The sequence below is a fragment of the Alteriqipengyuania triglochinis genome (genome assembly GCF_054655655.1).
In genome coordinates, this window is sequence record NZ_BAAHNC010000007.1 from 19,468 (window position 1) to 39,231 (window position 19,764).

At 65.8% G+C, this 19,764-nt stretch carries 18 protein-coding genes, 1 tRNA gene and 1 riboswitch; of the genes, 8 read left to right on the forward strand and 11 right to left on the reverse strand.

The window, feature by feature from the left end; genetic code table 11:
* Positions 1-2,697, forward strand: a complete 2,697-nt coding sequence (metH, locus tag ACYQ0L_RS14600) for a methionine synthase (protein WP_459790095.1) — start codon at positions 1-3, stop codon at positions 2,695-2,697.
* 18 nt (positions 2,698-2,715) lie between these two features.
* Here metH and ACYQ0L_RS14605 read toward each other — a convergent pair whose 3' ends face one another.
* Complete coding sequence (locus ACYQ0L_RS14605; protein ID WP_459790096.1) at positions 2,716-3,015, reverse strand: fucose-binding lectin; 300 nt, start codon at positions 3,013-3,015, stop codon at positions 2,716-2,718.
* A 167-nt stretch (positions 3,016-3,182) separates the two neighbouring features.
* Here ACYQ0L_RS14605 and ACYQ0L_RS14610 point away from each other — a divergent pair, with 167 nt between their 5' ends.
* From ACYQ0L_RS14610 to ACYQ0L_RS14635, 6 genes are all read left to right on the forward strand, one after another.
* A complete protein-coding gene (locus tag ACYQ0L_RS14610; RefSeq protein ID WP_459790097.1) occupies positions 3,183-4,184 on the forward strand; it encodes a phytanoyl-CoA dioxygenase family protein in 1,002 nt (333 codons plus the stop codon).
* Between the two features lie 107 nt (positions 4,185-4,291).
* A riboswitch (glycine riboswitch) is annotated at positions 4,292-4,400 on the forward strand.
* A gap of 136 nt (positions 4,401-4,536) precedes the next feature.
* Positions 4,537-5,673, forward strand: a complete 1,137-nt coding sequence (gene gcvT / locus ACYQ0L_RS14615) for a glycine cleavage system aminomethyltransferase GcvT (RefSeq protein ID WP_459790165.1) — start codon at positions 4,537-4,539, stop codon at positions 5,671-5,673.
* A gap of 3 nt (positions 5,674-5,676) precedes the next feature.
* Positions 5,677-6,048: a glycine cleavage system protein GcvH gene (gcvH, locus tag ACYQ0L_RS14620; RefSeq protein ID WP_459790098.1), complete on the forward strand. Its 372-nt coding sequence runs from the start codon at positions 5,677-5,679 to the stop codon at positions 6,046-6,048.
* A gap of 154 nt (positions 6,049-6,202) precedes the next feature.
* Complete coding sequence (gcvPA, locus tag ACYQ0L_RS14625) at positions 6,203-7,570, forward strand: aminomethyl-transferring glycine dehydrogenase subunit GcvPA (RefSeq protein WP_459790099.1); 1,368 nt, start codon at positions 6,203-6,205, stop codon at positions 7,568-7,570.
* Positions 7,567-9,168 (forward strand): aminomethyl-transferring glycine dehydrogenase subunit GcvPB, encoded by a 1,602-nt coding sequence (gcvPB, locus tag ACYQ0L_RS14630; protein ID WP_459790100.1) that lies wholly within the window; start codon positions 7,567-7,569, stop codon positions 9,166-9,168. The genes gcvPA and gcvPB overlap by 4 nt, the downstream gene beginning before the upstream one ends.
* A 12-nt stretch (positions 9,169-9,180) precedes the next feature.
* Positions 9,181-9,906, forward strand: coding sequence for an Nmad3 family putative nucleotide modification protein (locus ACYQ0L_RS14635; RefSeq protein WP_459790101.1), 726 nt, complete (start codon positions 9,181-9,183; stop codon positions 9,904-9,906).
* 150 nt (positions 9,907-10,056) lie between these two features.
* Here ACYQ0L_RS14635 and mmsB read toward each other — a convergent pair whose 3' ends face one another.
* From mmsB to ACYQ0L_RS14685, 10 genes are all read right to left on the reverse strand, one after another.
* On the reverse strand, positions 10,057-10,929 hold the full coding sequence (gene mmsB / locus ACYQ0L_RS14640; RefSeq protein ID WP_459790102.1) for a 3-hydroxyisobutyrate dehydrogenase: 873 nt from the start codon (positions 10,927-10,929) through the stop codon (positions 10,057-10,059).
* Between the two features lie 155 nt (positions 10,930-11,084).
* The gene (locus ACYQ0L_RS14645) at positions 11,085-11,867 is read right to left on the reverse strand and encodes an enoyl-CoA hydratase-related protein (protein WP_459790103.1); all 783 of its coding nucleotides are present in this window, start codon (positions 11,865-11,867) and stop codon (positions 11,085-11,087) included.
* 104 nt (positions 11,868-11,971) lie between these two features.
* Positions 11,972-13,024, reverse strand: a complete 1,053-nt coding sequence (locus tag ACYQ0L_RS14650) for an enoyl-CoA hydratase/isomerase family protein (RefSeq protein WP_459790104.1) — start codon at positions 13,022-13,024, stop codon at positions 11,972-11,974.
* A complete protein-coding gene (locus ACYQ0L_RS14655) occupies positions 13,021-13,395 on the reverse strand; it encodes a VOC family protein (RefSeq protein WP_459790105.1) in 375 nt (124 codons plus the stop codon). Before ACYQ0L_RS14655 ends, ACYQ0L_RS14650 begins: the two co-directional genes overlap by 4 nt.
* An 11-nt stretch (positions 13,396-13,406) precedes the next feature.
* Positions 13,407-14,552, reverse strand: coding sequence for an acyl-CoA dehydrogenase family protein (locus tag ACYQ0L_RS14660; protein ID WP_459790106.1), 1,146 nt, complete (start codon positions 14,550-14,552; stop codon positions 13,407-13,409).
* 47 nt (positions 14,553-14,599) lie between these two features.
* A complete protein-coding gene (locus tag ACYQ0L_RS14665) occupies positions 14,600-15,196 on the reverse strand; it encodes a hypothetical protein (RefSeq protein ID WP_459790107.1) in 597 nt (198 codons plus the stop codon).
* Between the two features lie 159 nt (positions 15,197-15,355).
* Positions 15,356-16,342, reverse strand: a complete 987-nt coding sequence (locus ACYQ0L_RS14670) for a polysaccharide deacetylase family protein (RefSeq protein ID WP_459790109.1) — start codon at positions 16,340-16,342, stop codon at positions 15,356-15,358.
* A 140-nt stretch (positions 16,343-16,482) separates the two neighbouring features.
* On the reverse strand, positions 16,483-17,064 hold the full coding sequence (locus ACYQ0L_RS14675) for a hypothetical protein (RefSeq protein WP_459790110.1): 582 nt from the start codon (positions 17,062-17,064) through the stop codon (positions 16,483-16,485).
* A gap of 30 nt (positions 17,065-17,094) precedes the next feature.
* Positions 17,095-17,940 carry a glutamate 5-kinase gene (gene proB / locus ACYQ0L_RS14680; protein WP_459790111.1) on the reverse strand — a complete coding sequence of 282 codons (846 nt, stop codon included), beginning with the start codon at positions 17,938-17,940 and terminating at the stop codon, positions 17,095-17,097.
* 17 nt (positions 17,941-17,957) lie between these two features.
* Positions 17,958-19,460, reverse strand: a complete 1,503-nt coding sequence (locus ACYQ0L_RS14685) for a CoA-acylating methylmalonate-semialdehyde dehydrogenase (RefSeq protein ID WP_459790112.1) — start codon at positions 19,458-19,460, stop codon at positions 17,958-17,960.
* A 171-nt stretch (positions 19,461-19,631) separates the two neighbouring features.
* Here ACYQ0L_RS14685 and ACYQ0L_RS14690 point away from each other — a divergent pair.
* Positions 19,632-19,705: transfer RNA gene (locus ACYQ0L_RS14690), tRNA-Gly, on the forward strand.
* Positions 19,706-19,764: the final 59 nt, after the last annotated feature.

Here is a 19,764-nt window from a genome sequence, read left to right on the forward strand (position 1 = left end):
ATGACCTCCAACGCATCCTCCAGTTTCGTCAATATCGGCGAGCGCACCAACGTCACCGGATCGGCGCGCTTCAAGAAGCTGATCCTGAACGAGGACTACGAGACCGCGATCGAGGTCGCGCGCGACCAGGTCGAAAACGGCGCGCAGGTGATCGACGTCAACATGGACGAGGGCCTGCTCGATTCCGAAGCGGCGATGGTCAAGTTCCTCAAGCTCATGGCGGCCGAGCCCGACATCGCGCGCGTGCCGGTGATGATCGACAGTTCCAAGTGGAAGGTGATCGAGGCCGGGCTCAAGTGCGTCTCGGGCAAGCCGATCGTCAATTCGATCAGCATGAAGGAGGGCGTGGACGAATTTCTCGCCAATGCGCGCAAGTGCCGGGCCTATGGCGCGGCGGTGGTGGTGATGGCCTTCGACGAGGACGGTCAGGCCGACACCAGGGAGCGCAAGATCGAGATCTGCGAGCGCGCCTATAAATTGCTGACCGAGGACGGCTTCCCGCCCGAGGACATCATCTTCGATCCCAATGTGTTCGCGGTCGCCACGGGGATCGAGGAGCACGCGACCTACGGCGTCGATTTCATCGAGGCGGTGCGGCACCTCTCGAAGAGCTGCCCGCACGTGCATTTCTCCGGCGGGCTATCGAACCTCTCCTTCAGCTTCCGCGGCAACGAGCCGGTGCGGCGCGCGATGCACTCGGTGTTCCTCTACCACGCGATCCCCGCCGGGCTCGACATGGCGATCGTCAATGCCGGCCAGCTCGACATTTACGACGATATCGACCCCGAATTGCGCGATGCATGCGAGGATGTGATCCTCAACCGGACCCCCGCCAATGGCCAGGACGCGACCGAGAACCTCATCGCGCTCGCCGAAAGCTACAAGGGCAAGGACGCCAAGACCGAGAAGGAAGCCGCCGAGTGGCGCGAATATCCGGTCGAGAAGCGCGTCGAGCACGCGCTGGTCAAAGGCATCGACGCGCATATCGTCGACGATACCGAGGAAATGCGCGTTGCGGTGAAGGAACGCGGCGGCAAACCGATCGAGGTGATCGAAGGCCCGCTGATGGACGGCATGAATGTCGTCGGCGACCTGTTCGGATCGGGCAAGATGTTCCTGCCGCAGGTGGTGAAGTCCGCGCGCGTAATGAAGAAGGCCGTGGCGCACCTCTTCCCCTATATCGAAGAGGAAAAGGACGAGAACGCCAAGGGCAAGGGCAAGATCGTGATGGCGACCGTGAAGGGCGACGTCCACGATATCGGCAAGAACATCGTCGGCGTCGTGCTCCAGTGCAACGGCTACGAAGTGATCGACCTTGGCGTGATGGTGCCGTGGAGCGACATCCTCGAAGCCGCCAACGAGAACAACGCGGATATCATCGGCCTGTCGGGCCTCATCACCCCTTCGCTGGACGAGATGGTGACCGTGGCCGAGGAGATGCAGAAGGCGAGCATGTCGCTGCCGCTGCTGATCGGCGGGGCCACCACCAGCAAGGTCCACACCGCCTTGAAGATCGACCAGGCCTATGACGGGCCGGTGATCCACGTGCTCGACGCGAGCCGCGCGGTCGGCGTCGCCAGCCGCCTGCTGTCGGACACGCAGCGCGATGCTTATGTGAACGACATTGCCGACGAATATGACACCGTGCGGGAAAAGCGCGCGGGCAAGGGGCCGAGCAAGCTGTTGCCGCTGGCGGAAGCGCGCGAGAACGCCGCGCCGATCGACTTCGCGCAAAAGCCTGCCGCGCCCGCCAAGCCGGGCCTGCACGTGTTCGAAGCCTGGTCGATCGCGGACTTGCGCGACTACATCGACTGGACACCCTTCTTCCGCGCGTGGGAACTGCACGGCAATTACCCCGCGATCTTGGAAGACGACGTGGTGGGCGAAAGCGCGCGCAGCCTGTGGGACGATGCGCAAAAGATGCTCGACCTGATCGTGGAGGAAAACTGGCTGCAGGCGCGCGGCGTTGCCGGCCTGTGGCCCTGCCACCGCGACGGGGACGACTTGGTCGTGCATTACCGGCACGTGCATGACCGGGTGAGCAAGGATGGCGGCACCTATCCCGATGGCGCGATCCCCGATCTCGACCGCACGAACGAGGAGAGCGTGCGGCTCCCCATGCTTCGCCAGCAGGTGAAAAAGAGTCGGGAACGCCCGAACATGTGCCTTGCGGATTTCATCGATCCCGATGGTGACTGGATCGGCGGTTTCGCGGTCGGCATCCACGGCATCGACGGCCCCTCGAAGCGCTTCCAGGAAGCCAAGGACGATTATTCGGACATCCTGCTTAAGGCGCTGGCGGATCGCTTTGCCGAGGCCTTTGCCGAAGCGTTGCACGAGAAGGTCCGCAAGGATCTGTGGGGCTATGCCGCCGAAGAGCAGTTCACCAACGAAGCGCTGATCAAGGAAAAGTACCGCGGCATCCGCCCCGCACCGGGCTACCCCGCATGCCCTGACCACTCGCTCAAACCGATCCTGTTCGACATGCTGAATGCAGAGGAGAGCACAGGGCTCGAACTGACCGAGAGCTTCGCGATGTTCCCGACAGCGGCGGTCAGCGGGATGTATTTCGGGCACCCAGAAAGCGCCTATTTCGGGGTTGCCACGATCGGGCGCGATCAGCTGGAAGACTATGCGCGGCGGCGCAAGGTCGACCTCGCCACCGCGGAACGGTGGCTGAGGCCGAACCTCGATTAGATCTGTCCGGCCGCTTGCCTACTCGAACGTGTAGCCGCCCTGGAACCAGTCTCCGTCGCCATCCTTGCACCATTCGGTCGTCTTGGTGCCGGAGGTGCAGTAGACACGCATGTGAAACGCGTCCTCGCCCATGAACCCCGTGGCGGAGACTTCGCTGCCGGGTTGCTTGAAATCGCCCGTCGACCAGCCCGATCCGTTCCAGTAGCGTTCGACGACGTCGTAGCCATTGGTGGAAAAGACGTGGATCTGCCCCGCGCCGGATTTATCGGTCCAGCCGACACTTGCAGTGGCCACCGGATAATATGGATCGTCTGCCATGCGTTTGTCCTCCCTCTTCGTTTCCTTTGCGCCCCGGCCTTGTATGCGCACCGCGACCGAGGGAGTCGAGCCCGCCTTTAGCGCCCGCCGCGTGCCGCGCGGATCCAAGTCCACTGGCGCGCCGGGTATGGGTTTCGAAGCGTCATCGCGCCGGCCGCTGAAGAACGATGGCTGAGGTCGCAGGCCCCTCGACAGGGCTCGATGTCCTTCCCGAGGTCGCATGCCTCGAGCAATTTCATGCCGCGCTCGTGCGAGGCGGGCCGCAGCTGGCCGAGATGACCTCCAGACTGCTGCTCGACACGCTCGCTCTGGGCAACAAGGAGGTCTACCAGTTCCTCCATCGCGCTAGGCCATCCTTCGATGAATTTCGCGCCTGGATTATTGCCACGGCGGGGCCGCCCGATCCGGCGCTGCTCGCGCGCTATCACGCGTGGCTGCGCGATATGCCGCTGGAGGGCGACGCCAAAGCCGCGCTGATGGACATTGCCGCGATGCCGCCCGTGCTGGACGAGGCCGCGCTGCGTTTCTGGGACGAGCACGGCTATGTCGTCCTGACCGACGCGGTTCCCGCCGAAGATATCGCCGCCATATTGCAGCTCGTGTGGGATTCGCTCGGCGCCACGCCCGATGATCCCCGCAGCTGGTATGCTGCGGAAACCGACGGGATCATGATCCCGGTCTATCGCCACGCGGCGATCGCCGCCGCCCGCAACAGTGCGCGGGTGCACAAGGCCTTCGCGCAGCTGTGGGGGAGCGAGAACCTGTGGTGCACGATCGACCGGATCGGTTTCAATCCGCCCGAAACGCCTGCGTACCGCTTCGCCGGTTCGGACCTGCACTGGGATGTCAGCCTGGCCCGGCCGATTCCCTTCGGCACGCAGGGCGTGCTCTATCTGACCGACACGAGCGAGGATCAGGGTGCCTTCCGCTGCGTACCGGGGTTTCACCGGCGGATCGACGCGTGGCTCGACGGGATCGGAGCGGGCGACCCCAGGGCGGTCGATCTTTCGCGGGAAGAGAAGCGCATCGCAGCCAGCGCGGGCGACCTGATCATCTGGCGCCAGGACCTGCCGCACGGGGCAAGCCCCAACCGTTCCGACCGGCCGCGGCTGGTCCAGTACCTCAACTACTATTCGCCCGACATGCCGATCCGCAGCCAGTGGCGCTGATCGTGCGGGCGGTGGACATTATGACGGGCGCTATCGCCTCAAGGCCGATTGACCGTGGCTTGCGAATCGCGCATGGCACACATGTTCTTCGCAGGTGCAAACCTGCGGCGGAGCGCGCGGGAGAGATCGCCATGCGTCGGGGTAACCGGGCGGCTGGCGGCGCCGAAGGAGCAACCGCCCCGGAAACTCTCAGGCACTTGGGACCGCGCGCACCGAACGGACACTCTGGAAAGCGTCTCGCCCCACAAGGCAGGCCACCGAAGGGGTAAGCTCTCAGGTATTCCGACAGAGGGGGCAGGCGGCAAGGGAGCGCGGGATCGCGCGACCGTCCGCGGCTGTCGGATATGAAATGATGAGCGAAGAAGAGACCGAAACTCCGCCCGAAAAGCTGGCTCTGGACGCGTGGCATCGCGCGCAGGGTGCGCGCATGGTGCCTTTCGCGGGCTACGAAATGCCGATCCAGTATACCGGTCCGTTCGGGGGCATTGTTGCCGAGCACGAGTGGACCCGTACCCACGCTGGCCTGTTCGACGTGTCCCACATGGGCCAGCTGCTGCTTTCGGGCCCCGACCTGGATGCGGCGGTCGAGGCGGTGCTCCCCATCGATCTGTCGACGCTGAAGCTGGGCCGTCAGCGCTATTCGCTGCTGCTCGACGAAAACGGCGGTGTGCTCGACGATCTGATGGTCTCGCGCTGGCCCGAGCATCTCTATCTCGTCGTCAACGGCGCGACGAAGTGGGACGATATCGGCCACCTGCGCGAGCATCTGCCCGACGATATCACGCTCAACCATCTGGAGGATCGCGCGCTGCTGGCCCTGCAGGGGCCCGAGGCAGCCGATGCGCTGGCGCGGCATGCGCAGGGCGAATATCCGCTTTCGGCGCTGACCTTCATGAAGTTCGGCCAGTACACCATCGCCGGTCACGATGTGACCATCGCGCGCGCCGGCTACACCGGCGAGGACGGGTTCGAAATCTCGATTGCCGCCGATGCGGTGGAAGAGGTCGCGACGCTGCTTTGCGGCGAGCCCGAAGTGAAGCCGATCGGCCTGGGCGCGCGCGATTCGCTGCGCCTGGAGGCGGGCCTGCCGCTCTACGGCCACGACCTTTCTCCCGAGACGAGCCCGATCGAAGCCGGGCTGGTGTTCGGCATCAACAAGCGCCGCCGTACCGAAGGCGGCTATCCTGGCGCAGAGCGCATCAACCGCGAGATCGCCGAAGGCACGACCCGCAAATGGGTCGGCCTCGCACTCGATGGTCGCCTGCCGGCGCGCGAGGGGGCGGAAATCTTCGCAGGCGATACGCAGATCGGCACCGTTACCAGCGGCGGCTTCTCGCCCACGCTCGGCCACCCGATCGCCGTGGGTTACGTCGACGCCGCCCATTCCGAAATCGATACCGCGCTCGAAGTGCAGGTCCGGAACAAACGCCTGCCCGCGCGCGTCGCGAAAATGCCCTTTGTCCAACACCGCTATTTCCGGGGGAGCTAGCACATGTCCCGTTACTACACCGAAGACCACGAGTGGATCGAAGTCGAAGGCGAAGCCGCCACGGTCGGCATCACCGAATACGCGCAGGAACAGCTGGGCGACATCGTGTTCGTGGAACTGCCCGACGAAGGCACCGAGCTGGAAAAGAGCAAGGACGCGGCGGTCGTGGAATCGGTCAAGGCCGCAAGCGACGTCTACGCGCCGATCAGCGGCACTGTGATCGAAGTGAACTCCGCGCTCGAAGACGAACCCGCGCTGGTCAATTCCTCGCCCGAGGAAGACGGCTGGTTCTTCAAGCTGACCATCGCCGACGAAAGCGAGCTGGAAGGCTTGATGGACGAAGCCGCCTACAAGAGTTTTGTCGACGGGCTTTGATGACGATCTCCCCTCCCGCTCGCGGGAGGGGCTGGGGGTGGGGGTGGGCCCCAAGTGTACCGGGGCCCAATAGGCCCACCCCGCTGCGGCTAAGACCGCTTCGCGGCCCAAGTCTCGCTCCCCTCCCGCAGGCGGGAGGGGCTAAGGAGTTTCAATGCGCTACCTCCCCCTCACCGATACCGACCGTGGCGAGATGCTCGCCAAAGTCGGTGCGTCCAGCATCGACGACCTGTTCGTCGATGTGCCCGAACACGCCCGGCTCAAAGGCCCAATCGAGGGCCTGCCGATGCACGCCAGCGAGATGGCGGTGGAGCGGCACATGCGCGCGCTCTCCGGCAAGAACCTCGCCGCGGGCGATGCGCCCTTCTTCCTCGGCGCAGGCGCTTATCGCCACCATGTGCCCGCAAGCGTCGACCACATCATCCAGCGTGGCGAGTTCCTGACGGCCTACACGCCGTACCAGCCCGAGATTGCTCAGGGCACGCTGCAGATGCTGTTCGAGTTCCAGAGCCAGGTCGCGCGGCTTTATGGCTGCGCGGTCGCCAATGCCTCGATGTATGACGGCTCGACCGCGTGCTGGGAAGCGATTGCGATGGCCGGGCGCATTGCGCGCGGGAAGCGCAAGAAGGTCGTGCTCTCGGGCGCGCTGCACCCGCATTATGCCGAGGTCGTGCGGACCATGGCGAAGTTCACCGATGATGAGATCGCCGACGCGCAGCCGACGCTGCAGGGCTCGCCCGACCTCGACGGGCTGATCGGCCGGATCGACGAAGATACCTCGTGCGTCGTGGTCCAGTACCCCGACATCCTCGGGCGCCTGTCCGACCTCGAAGCCATCAGCGAAGCCGCGCATGCCAAGGGCGCGCTGGTGATTGCGGTGAACCTCGAACCCGTGGCGCTGGGCGCGGTGAAGTCGCCCGGCGAGATGGGCGCAGACATTGTTGTCGGTGAGGGGCAGTCGCTCGGCGTCGGCCTCCAGTTCGGCGGGCCCTATCTCGGCCTGTTCGCGGTGCGCGACCCAAAGCATGTCCGCATGATGCCCGGGCGCCTGTGCGGCGAGACGCAGGATGCCGAGGGCAAGCGCGGCTTCGTGCTGACGCTCTCGACGCGCGAGCAGCATATCCGGCGCGAGAAGGCGACCAGCAATATCTGCACCAATAGCGGGCTGTGCGCGCTCGCCTTCAATGTCCACATGAGCCTGCTGGGCGAGAAGGGCTTGCGGCAGCTGGCGGCGGAGAACCACCGGCTCGCGTGCCTCGCGGCAGACAAGCTGGCGCAGGTGCCCGGCGTGACCGTGCTGAACGACAATTTCTTCAACGAATTCACGCTGATGATCGGGCAGGACGCGCGCAAGGTCGTGCGCAAGCTGGCGGATCAGGGCATCCTCGCAGGCGTCTCGCTCGGACGGCTCTTCCCGGCCAATGATGCGCTGTCCGAAGGCCTGCTCGTCACGCTCACCGAAACCACCAGTGAGGAGGATATCGACACCCTCTGCGCTGCCCTGAAGGAGGTGCTGGCATGAACGCGCCCAACAAGTCCGGCTGGAAACCCAGCGCGCCCGTCTCTGGCGACAGCGAAAGCCCGACCTTCACCGGCAACCGCGCGCTGATGCTGGAAGAGCCGCTGATCTTCGAGATCGGCCATACCGAGACCACCGGGGTCGACCTGCCCGAACCGCAGGCCGATGCGCCCAACCGCCTCGCCGGGCTCGACCGCGCCGACCCGATCGGCCTGCCCGGCCTGTCCGAGCCCGAATGCGTGCGCCATTACACGCGGCTGAGCCGGCAGAACTACGCGATCGACCTCGGGCTCTTCCCGCTCGGCAGCTGCACGATGAAGCACAATCCGCGCCTGAACGAGAAAGTCGCGCGGATGCCCGGCTTTGCCGATATTCACCCGCTGCAGCCGGTCGATACGGTCCCCGGCGCGCTCGAAGTCATCAGCGAGCTGGCCAACTGGCTGCTCAGCCTCACCGGCATGCACTCGGTCGCGATGAGCCCCAAGGCGGGGGCGCATGGCGAGCTGTGCGGCATCCTGTGCATCCGCGCCGCGCTCGAAGCGCGTGGCGATGCCCGCAAGGTCGTGCTGGTGCCCGAGAGCGCGCACGGCACCAATCCCGCCACCGCCGCCTTCGCGGGCTACGAGGTGGAGGATATCCCCGCGACCGCCGAAGGCCGCGTCGATCTTGAGAAGCTGAAAGCACGCCTCGGCCCCGATGTCGCGGCGGTGATGATCACCAATCCCAACACCTGCGGGCTGTTCGAGCGCGACATGAAGGAAATCTCCGACGCGGTCCACGCGGCGGGCGGCTTCGTCTATTGCGACGGCGCGAACTTCAACGCGATCGTGGGCAAGGTGCGCCCGGGCGACCTCGGCGTCGACGCGATGCACATCAACCTGCATAAGACATTCTCCACCCCGCACGGCGGCGGCGGACCGGGCTCGGGCCCGGTGGTCCTCTCGGAAGCTCTCTCCCCTTACGCCCCGCTGCCGTTCACCGCACGGGACGCGGACGGCACGGTGCATTTGGTCGAGGAAGAAAACGCGCACGAGTTCGGCCATTCGGACGCCTTCGGGCGGATGACCGCGTTCCACGGGCAGATGGGCATGTTCACCCGCGCGCTGACCTACATCCTCAGCCATGGGGCCGACGGGCTGGCGCAGGTTGCGGAAGATGCGGTGCTCAACGCCAACTACATCCTGCGCTCGCTGGAGGACCTGCTCCACGCACCGTTCGGTGAGAGCGGCCCGTGCATGCACGAGGCGCTGTTTGGCGACAAAGGCTTTGCCGAGGGTCTCTCCACGCTCGATCTGGCCAAGGCACTGATCGACGAAGGCTACCACCCGATGACGATGTATTTCCCGCTGGTGGTCCACGGCGCGATGCTGATCGAGCCGACCGAGACCGAGAGCAAGGCGGGCCTCGACCAGTTCATCGGTGCGCTGCGCTCGGTCGCAGAGCGGGCGAAGGCGGGCGACGAGAGCCTGAAGGCCGCACCCTACTTCGCGCCGCGCCGCCGGCTGGACGAAACGCAGGCGGCGCGCAAGCCGGTGCTGGCGTGGGAGGGCGAGCTCGCCCCCGCAGGCAAGCCGGTGGCGAGCGAGATCGGCGGGCAGTAGCACTCGCGCGGCATGAAGATCGTCTTCAGCCGCAAGGGGTTCGACAGCGGATCGGGCGGCGGATCTTCGCCGATTATCGACGGTCGCCCGGTCTCGCTCCCGATCCCCGACACCAAGTGGATCGCGCGCACGACCTATGGCGATCTCGGGCTCGGGGAGCTGGCGCATGCCGCCAGCCGGGGTGCCTATGGCGCGGACAGCCTGTGCCACCACGATCCGATGTTCACCAGCGAGGCCCGCTGCATTTTCGGGCAGGTCGGCGCGGCGCAGACGCACCTTGCCAATCACGGCGTGGGACGGGGCGATGTGTTCGTGTTTTTCGGGCGCTTCGAGGGTGACGGGCACGGGCCGCACCACCGCATTTTCGGATACCTGGAAGTCGAGCGGGTGATCGACCTGACATGCTGCGATGATGCGGTGCGCGCGGAGTACGCCGCGCTCGGCCATCCGCATGCGCTGGGCATGCATGGGACCAATGATACGCTCTATGTCGGGCCGGGGCGCATGGCAGCGCGGGCATCCGATGCGTTGCGGCTGACCGCGCCAGATGAAGCGCTTAGCCGGTGGGAGCGGCCCAAGTGGCTAAGGCGAGGCGACCTCTCCTACCACGATGCCGAATGGCGCTGGGCCGAGGCGGGTCGTCTGATCGCAGTCAGCCGGGGGCAGGAGTTTGTCGCCGATGTGGGGCGCCGCAAGGCCCCGCGTGAATGGCTCGCGCGGGTGATTGCAGAAATCTGATCCTCCCCGTTTCTCCGCAGGATAAACGGGGAGGGGGACCACCTCAGGGTGGTGGAGGGGCTTTGCGAGCGATTGCCCTCCGTCACGCAGCTTACGGCTGCGTGCCACCTCCCCTTTTGCGCTGGCGCGAAAACGGGGAGGATCGTTAGACTACTTATACGTCTTGATGATCGCCGAGAAATCGAGCCCTACGTTGCCCGCGCCCGCGAAATCTTCGTAGAGCGACGCCGCGCGCGAACCCAGCGGCACGCCTGCATCGACCTCTTCGGCTGCTGCCATCGCGAGCCGCAGGTCTTTCAGCATCAGCGCGGTCGCGAAGCCGCCCTGGTAGCCATTGTCCGCCGGGCTCTCGACGCCCACGCCCGGCAGTGGGGTGTAGGCATTGAGCGACCAGCAATAGCCGCTCGACTGCGAGCTGATCTCGTAGAACTTCTGCGGATCGAGGCCGAGTTTCTGCGCCATCTGCATCGCCTCGGAAACGCCGATCATGGAGATTGCGAGCAGCATGTTGTTGCAGATCTTGGCAGTCTGCCCCGCGCCCGCGTCACCCGCATGGATCACGGCCTTGCCCATGCCTTCGAGGATCGGCTTGGCCGCTGCGAAGGCGTCTTCGGTGCCGCCGACCATGAAGGTCAGCGTGCCGCCATCCGCCGCCGCGATCCCGCCGCTGACGGGCGCGTCGACCATCTTGTAGCCTTTGGCGGTGGCCATTTCGGTCACTTCCTTGGCGGTGGCGACGTCGATGGTCGAGCAGTCGAGCAGCGCCGCGCCTTCGGGCGCGTGGCCGATCACGGCGTCGGAATAGACCGACTTCACGATCCCGCCATTGGGCAGCATCGAGACCACGGCATCGACGTCCTGCACGGCTTGCTTGGCATCGGTGAAGGTCTCGCAGCCGTTCGACTTTGCTTTGGCGAGTGCGTCTTCGCTGAGGTCGAACGCGCGCACTTCGTGGCCGTTCTTGACCAGGTTCGCGGCCATCCCGCCGCCCATGTTGCCGAGGCCGATAAAGGCGATTTTCATAGCATCTCTCCAATTGCCCTCTCCCCGTACGGGGAGAGGATACGCAGGCTTGCGAGCCCGCTCGCTAGCCGAAGTTGGAGAGGGGTGATGCCAGGCCGATGGCTTGCAGGCCCCTCTCCCAACCCTTTCCCCTCAAGGGGAGAGGGCTTAGAGGCTCACCGCCCCTTCCACTGCCCGTCGCGCTTCTCGATGAAGGCCTTCATGCCTTCGGCCTTGTCCTCGGTTGCGGTGAGGATCTGGAACAGGCGGCGCTCGTGCAGCAGGCCCTGGCCGAGGAAGGTCTCGTAGGCGGCGTTGACCATTTCCTTGTTTACCATCGCGGCCATCGGCGGCATCCCGGCGATGGTGGCGGCGGTGGTGCGCGCTTCGTCCATCAGCGTGTCATGCGGCACGACACGCGCGACGAGGCCGCTGCGTTCGGCTTCCTCGGCATCCATCATCCGGCCCGTAAGGCACATTTCCATCGCCTTGGCCTTGCCGACCGCGCGGGTGAGGCGCTGCGATCCGCCCATGCCCGGCGCAACACCCAGCTTGATTTCGGGCTGACCGAACTTGGCCTTGTCGCTCGCGATGATGAAGTCCGCCATCATGGCGAGCTCGCACCCGCCGCCGAGCGCGAAGCCATTGACCGCCGCGATCCACGGCTTGCGAACGGCTTCGACGATGTGGCTGGTCCACTTGGCGAAGAAATCCTGCAGGAAGAAATCCGCCGCGTCCTTGTCCGACATCTCCTTGATGTCCGCGCCCGCAGCGAAGGCCTTGTCGCCCGACCCGGTCAGGATCGCGCACAGCTGGCTGTCGTCATTCTGGTAGGCGGCGAAGGCCTCGATGAGCTCATCGAGCACAACGGACGAGAGCGCGTTCAATGCCTGCGGGCGGTTGAGCGTGATCGTCGTGACCGCGCCGTCGGTCTCGGTGGTGATGGTTTCGTAGGCCATGTCTGCTCCTCGTCGCTCCTGCGAAGGCAGGAGCCTAGATAACGTCTGTTGTACGACCTGCCGGCCGCATCTGGGCCCCTGCCTTCGCAGGGGCGACGGCAAGTTCAGTTGCCGAGCGGCGTCCACTCCTCGCCCTCGGGCAGGGCGGCGAAGATCGCCTCGATCTGTTCGTCGGTTACGCCTTGGGGCGTGGCGGGGTTCCACTGCGGGTCGCCGGTCTTGTCGACGATCACGGCACGCACACCCTCGGCAAAATCGTGGCTGACGAGCACGCGGCTGCCGATGCGGTATTCCATCCGCATCTCGTCCGCGAAGCTGCCCAGCGTCAGGCTGTCCGCCAGCTGGCGCAGCGCGACCTTGCAGCTCTGCGGGCTCTTGGCGCGCAGCGTCTTGAGTTCCTTCGCGGCCCACTCGGAATCGTCGGCTTCGAGCGCGGCGAGAATCTCCTCCAGCGTGCGGCCCGCGAACAGCCGGTCGATAGTCTCGCGGTTGGCGAGGATGCGCGGTTCGGGCGGCGTTTCGGATGCCTCGTCGAGGATTACCTGGATATTGGCCGGATCGTCGATGATCGCGGCCTTCGCGCGGGCGAGGTTCTCGCTAGCGATATAGTGCGTGGCGAGGCCGAGCGCGTGGCACTCCGCCCCGTCGAGCCGCGCGCCGGTTAGCGCGAGGAACTTGCCCGTCTGGCCCGGCAGGCGGCTGAGATACCATCCGCCGCCGACATCGGGGAACAGGCCGATCCCGGTCTCGGGCATCGCGAACTTGGTGTTCTCCGTGGCCACGCGGTAGGCCGCGGGCTGGCTGATGCCGACCCCGCCGCCCATCGTGATCCCGTCCATGAAGGCGACCACCGGCTTCTTGTAAGTGAACAGCTGGTGGTTGAGCTGGTACTCGGCATGGAAGAATTCGCGGCCCGTCTTGCCACCATCGTTCAGCGCCGAATTGCGCAGCATCGCAATATCGCCGCCCGCGCAGAAGCCGCGTCCCTCAGCGTGGTCGATCATCACCGCCGCGATGCCGGCGTGGTCGGCCCACTCGCCCAGCGCATCGGCCATCGCGACGCACATTTCGGTGGTCAGCGCATGGATCGCCTTGGGGCGGTTCAATGAGATATGGCCCACGTTCTGGTGGGCGTGGATGTTGAGCTGGTCGGTCATGCTGCGTCCTTGTGTTCGATCAGATCCCAGCGGTTGCCCCACGGATCGTTGAAAACCGCGACGGTGCCATAGGGCTCTTCGCGCTGTGCTTCGGTGAATTCGACGCCCCATTGCGTCATGCGCCGATGGTCGGTCGCAAAATCGTCCGACTGGAGGAACCAGCCGACGCGCCCCCCTGCCTGATGGCCGATCGCCGCGGTCTGTTCGTCGTTTGCGGCGCGAGCGAGCAGCAGTTTCCCGCCGCGTGCCCCTGCCACGACGACCCAGCGCTTGCCGCCGCCCAGATCGCTGTCTTCCTCGACCGCGAAATCCAGCGCCTCGCGGAAGAAAGCGATCGCCTCGTCGTAATCGGGGACGAGGAAGGTAGTCATGGCAAGGCCGGTCACTGCCGCAGCAGATCCCGCCCCACGATCATCCGCATCACCTGGTTGGTGCCTTCGAGGATCGAGTGCACGCGCAGGTCGCGCCAGTAGCGTTCGATCGGGTAATCCTTGAGGTAACCATAGCCGCCGAACAGCTGCAGCGCGTCGTTGACGACCTTGCTGCCATTATCGGTCGCCAGCCGCTTCGCCATCGCGGAGAAGCGCGACTTGTCGGGCGCATTGTCGGTGACCTTCGCCGCCGCGAGATAGAGCAGGGCGCGCGCCGCTTCCAAATCGGTCGCCATGTCGGCGAGCATGAACTGCGTGTTCTGGAAGTCCGCGATCTGCTGATCGAACTGCTGGCGTTCCTTGGTGTACTTCACCGCCTCGTCGAGGCAGCGCTGCGCCCCACCGAGCGAGCACGCGCCGATGTTCAGCCGCCCGCCGTCGAGCCCCATCATCGCGAAACGGAAGCCTTCGCCTTCGTCGCCCACGCGGTTCTCGACCGGTACGCGCGCATCCTCGAAGATGACCTGCGCGGTCGGGCTGGCATTCCAGCCGAGCTTCTTCTCTGGCGCGCCGAAGGAAACGCCCGGCGTATCCTTGTCGACCACCAGGCAGGTGATGCCCTTGGTCTTGTGCTCGCCCGTGCGGACCATGGTGACGTAGATGTCGTTCACCCCGCCGCCGGAGATGAACTGCTTGGTGCCGTTGAGCACGTAGTGGTCGCCATCGCGCACCGCCTGAGTCTTGAGCCCCGCCGCGTCCGATCCGCTACCCGGTTCGGTGAGGCAATAGGAAGCCAGCTTCTCCATCGTCACCAGCTGGGGAAGGTACTTTTCCTTCACCCCTTCGCCGCCGAAGCGATCGATCATCCAGCTCGCCATGTTGTGGATCGAGATGAACGCGCTGGTGGTGGGGCAGCCATAGGCCATCGCCTCCATGATCAGCGCCGCTTCGAGCCGGCCGAGGCCGATCCCGCCGCTCTCCTCGCTGACGTAGATCGCGCCGAAGCCGAGCTCGGCGGTCTGCTTGATCGTGTCGACGGGGAAGTGGTGATCTTCGTCCCACTTGCCCGCGTGGGGCGTGATGTTGTCGGCGGTGAACCGCTGCGCCATGTCCTGGATCGCGAGCTGGTCGTCTGAAAGCTGGAATTGTCCGGTCATGCGGGCGACCTAGCCCCACCGGCGAGCCAATAAAAGGGGGCAGTCGATCAGGCGCCGCTCGCTTCGGACGCAGCGGCAAGGGGTGGGCAGCGACGGCGGGTCGTCGCGGAGGCCGATCCCGCGGTTGCGCGCATCGCCAGCTGTTCGCTGTTGCTGACCAGGCGCATCGCATATTCGTTCGTCCAGCGCTCGCCTTCGCCCTCCATCTCGAGGCGCACGACGATCCCCGGATTGCCGCGCCGGACCGCGCTGACCTCGCCCAGCGATTCGTAGAACGTGATCGTGCCGGGGCGAATGGTGAGGAACATGTCGGATTCGGGCGAGCATGGCCCCGCGGGCGCGTCCCACTGGCCGAGGAAGCGCGCCGGAATCGCGGTGAGCGCCGCGCGATCTTCCGCCACGTCGCTTGCGGGCACGTCGGGCAGGTTGAACAGCGTGGGCTGCGATGTCGGTGTTGCGTCTGGCTCCGGCACAGTCATCTCCGCCGAAGCAGCGGGAACGGTCTCCGGTGCGGGCGCGATCACGACGGGTTGTTCGCTCCGCGCCGTGGTCGCGCTGGCCTCGGGGGCGGGTGCGGGGCGATCGGTATCGCACCCGGCAAGCGGTACGGTGCCGGCAAACAGGCAGGTGGCGATCCCCCTCATTTCGTTTCCCCCGTTGCGGCCCGGCACACCAGGCGTAAACGCCGGTTATAGTCGAACGGTTCGATTTGATCAAAAATCTTCGCTCAGCCGCCCGCGGGCCGCGATTCCCCGCCGCAGGCTGGCATCTGATCGAGTAGCCGCCAGAGGTCGGCTATGACGTCAGTCCGCCTGTTTCACAGGCAGGCCGAGCACGCGGGTGTCGAACCATTCCTGCGCCAGCCGCGTATTGTTGCCGCGATACCAGCGGGGGGCGGCCAGGCCCTTCTCCCACGCGACCATCTCAGTCAGAGTGCCCTGTGCCGAAGGGGTGTCGTAGGTCTTCGCATAGTGCGCGAAGGGATCGGCATAGGCGTCGTCCGCGTCAGCGACGGTCCAGCCCTTCGCCCGCAGCGCGGCGACCAGATCGCCGATCCACAGCGCGGCGATGTCGGTCTCGTGCAGCAGGATCATGTGCACCGGGGAGCGTCCGATGGCCTCCCGCGCGAGCCCGTCGTAATATTCCGCCGCTTCGACGTGCGTCTGGATATAGAGATCGCGCAGCGCCTCGCGGTCGATGTCCTTGCCGTCGACCGCCGCCGCCTTGGCCGCGCCTTCGTAGAACCAGTCGCTCGCATCCACGGTGACGTAACCATTGGCGAGCCCGCGCTGGGCGAGGGCGGCGCGCACCGCATCGCGCTTCGCCTTGTCCTGCTGCCCTTCATCGAGGAAGGGGTAACGGAACCACGGGCGATAGCCTTCCCGCCCGCGCAGCCAGCGCTCGCCCGCGTCGATATCGGCGATGTAGGTGTCGACGTCGGTTTGCGAGAGGCGCGGATGGGTGGCGCTGTGGTTGGCGATCACATGGCCCGCGTCGACATAGGCGGCGATCCGCCGTGCGTCCTGCGGGGTCTCGATCCTGCCGGGATTGACGAAGAACACCGCCTGATCGACGCCCGCCGCCGCGAGGTTTGCAATCAGCAGCCTGGTCCGCTCGTCCTCGGTCAGGAAGGCACCGGGGGCGCGGGGCGCATCGTCGAAGCTGAAGGCGATCCGCTTCTCTGCCGGTTGGGTGGAGGCGGGCGGCGCCGCCGCTTGCTCCTGCGCGAACGCGCAGGCCGAAAGCATAAGGGCGAGCAGCAGGGCAATGCCCCGTCGCAGTGAAGTCATGTCCATTCCCCCTCGATCGATCCTGCGCCGATCCGATCGGTACCGGCATGGCTGCGCGCATGCTCGGCCAAAGCGGTCACCCGTGGCGTTTCGCCGCCGGTCGGCGGGCGGGGGCGAAGCGGAATCTCAGGCGCGTCGCGCTATTCCGCCGCGCAACGGCGATAGACCGTGGTGCCCTTTTCGCCCGCGTCGAAGTTCTCGACCGTGAGCGTCCGCTTGACCGGATCGACCCGGAATTCCAGCTCGTCACGGGTCGGCTCGTCCGCATAGGTCGTATCGTACACCGCCCGGATGTGGCCCGGCGCACGATCGGAGATCGCGATGAAGTGCCCGCCGGTCTCGAAGAAGGAATAGCTGTCCTCCCGCACGGTCAGCACCTTGCCCATGTTATCCTGCTTGTAGCCGTCGCACTGTGCTGCGGTCGGCTTGGCGCCGCTCGTCTCGCGCCACTTGCCACGGATTGCCACGGGGAAGGTCTTGGCGAAGGCGCTCGGCTCCTCGACCTCGCCTTCTTCCTGCCCCAGGACCATGTCTTCGAGAGGAGGCGCGCCATCGCCGATTCCGCCATCCGGCTCGACCGGGATCGGGCTGCCTGCGGTGCCCGGCTGCTGCGTGCCGGCACTATCGCCCTCGGCTGCGTCATCGTCCTGCCCGGTCTGCGAGATCGAGCAGCCCGCAAGGGCGATCAGGGCGGCAGTAGCGAAGAGCGAAATCGTGCGCATGGCGAACCTTCGTATGGTGGTTTTGGGTGGTTAACGAGTGGCGGCGGTTTCCGCTCCTTCGGACGGCACGCCGATCACGGTCGAGCGCGCTGCGCCGGTCTTCAGGCTGGCGAGCGCATGCATCGGACGGCCCGAGGCGATGATCGTGCCGCAGCCGCGGGCGCTCGCGATTTTCGCGGCCGAGAGCTTGGAGGCCATGCCGCCGGTGCCGACACTCCCTTCGATCGGCTTGCGGGCTAGCGCTTCGATCTCGGGCGTCACTTGCGGGACATGGCCGATATGGCGCGCATCGGACTGTGCGGGATCGCCATCGTACAGCCCGTCGACATCGGAGAGCAGCAGCAGCGCGTCGGCCCCGGCAAGCTCGGCCACGAGAGCAGAGAGCTGGTCGTTGTCGCCATATTGCAGTTCCTCGGTGGCGACGCTGTCGTTCTCGTTGATGACCGGCAAGGCGCCCATTTCGAGCAGCATGGTTAGCGTCGCGCGCGCATTGGCTCGCCGTCGGTCGGATTCGGTGTCGCCCCGCGTCAGCAGCAACTGCGCGACCTCGACGTGATGCGGGTCGAAGGCCGCGCGCCAGGCGTTCATCAGCAGGCCCTGGCCGATCGCTGCGACCGCCTGCTTGCTCTCGAGCGATGCGGGCCGTTCGATCCCCATGTGATGCCAGCCGAGTGCGACCGCGCCCGAAGAGACCAAGATCACCCGCTTGCCGATTTCGCGCAGCGCGGCGACATCCTCCGCCAGCGCGGCCAGCCACGCGGCGCGCACCTTGCGCCGGTCGCGGTCGACCAGCAGCGAGGAGCCTACCTTGATGACGATCGTGCGCGCCGCGTCGATCAGTTGCGCCGCATCGGGCGCAGAAGGCTCCTCGCTCATTCCCGCTCGTCTCCGTCCTATCCCATCGTGGGGATGATGAACGCGTCCTTGTTGTCCGCATCCGCCGTGCCGTCGGGCCAGCGCTGGGTCACGGTTTTCACCTTCGTCCAGAACTTGAAGCCTTCGGTGCCGTACTGGTTGGTGTCGCCAAAGGCCGAGCGCTTCCAGCCGCCGAAGGTGTGGTAGCTCACCGGTACCGGGATCGGCACGTTGATGCCGACCATGCCGACATTCACTCTGGAGGCGAATTCGCGCGCGGCGTGGCCGTTGCGGGTGAAGATGGCGACGCCGTTGCCATACTGGTGGTCGCTCGGCAGGCGCACGGCCTCTTCGAAATCCTTTGCCCGCACGATCTGTAGCACCGGGCCAAAGATCTCTTCCTTGTAGCTTTCCATGTCAGTGGTGACGCGGTCGAGCAGCGTCGGGCCGACGAAAAAGCCCTTCCCGTGGCCCTGCAGGCTGAAGCCACGCCCGTCGATCACGACCTCGGCGCCTTCCTTCTCGGCGGTGTCGATCCACTGTTCGATCCGCTGCTTGTGCTCGGGCGTGACGACCGGGCCGTAATGCGCGTCGGGATCGTTCGAGACGCCCACGTTGAGCGCGTGGATCGCCGGGATGAGCTTTTCCTTGAGGCGCTCGGCCGTGTCCTCGCCCACCGGCACGACGACCGGAAGCGCCATGCAGCGCTCGCCCGCCGAACCGAAAGCCGCGCCCGAAAGGTCGTTCACCACCTGGTCGAGATCGGCATCGGGCATCACCACACCGTGGTTCTTCGCCCCGCCCATCGCCTGGACGCGCTTGCCGGCGGCGACGCCGCGCTTGTAGACGTAGTGCGCGATGTCGGACGAGCCGACGAAGCTGACGCCCGCGATGTCTTCATGATCGAGGATGGCGTCGACCATCTCCTTGTCGCCATGGACCACCTGCAGCAGCCCCTCGGGCGCGCCGGCTTCAACGAATAGTTCGGCGAGGCGGACGGGCACGCTCGGATCGCGCTCGGACGGCTTGAGGATGAAGGCATTGCCCGCCGCGATCGCCATGCCGAACATCCACATCGGGATCATCGCCGGGAAGTTGAAAGGGGTGATGCCCGCGCCGATTCCGAGCGGCTGGCGCATCGAATAGACGTCGATCCCGGGCCCGGCACCCTGCGTGTATTCGCCCTTGGCGAATTGCGGCAGGCCGCAGACATACTCGATCACTTCGAGCCCGCGCTGAACGTCGCCCTTGGCGTCGTCGACCACCTTGCCGTGCTCGCTCGAAAGCAGCTCGGCGAGGTCCTGCATGTTGGCCTCGATCAGTTCCTTGTACTTGAAGAACACGCGGGCCCGCTTCTGCGGATTGAGCGCGGCCCATTCAGGCTGCACTTCCTTAGCCTTCGCCACTGCCCGGTCGAGCAGCGCGGCATCGCCCAGCGGCACTTCGGCCTGCACTTCGCCCGTGGACGGGTTCCAGACCTTGTGGGTGCGGCCCGAGCTGCTCGCCGGGCCGCCGACGATGAAATGGTCGATATTGCGCATGGGGGTTCTCTCCGTAATCTCTCGCATCGCGACGCAGCGAGCGTGATATTCTGATTTGCCGCGCGGCTTAGCGTCGCTTCTGACGCCTTGCAAAGCATTCGCGGATGGTTACGGGGAGTCAGCGCTTGTGCTGGCAATTTGTTTCGCACAGCGCTAATGGCGCGTGCCGATGCGGGTGTAGCTCAATGGTAGAGCAGCAGCTTCCCAAGCTGACGACGAGGGTTCGATTCCCTTCACCCGCTCCATCCCCCATCGATAGCTCGCAAATCCCAACGCCCGAACGGCGTTTCTGCGGCGTCTGAGG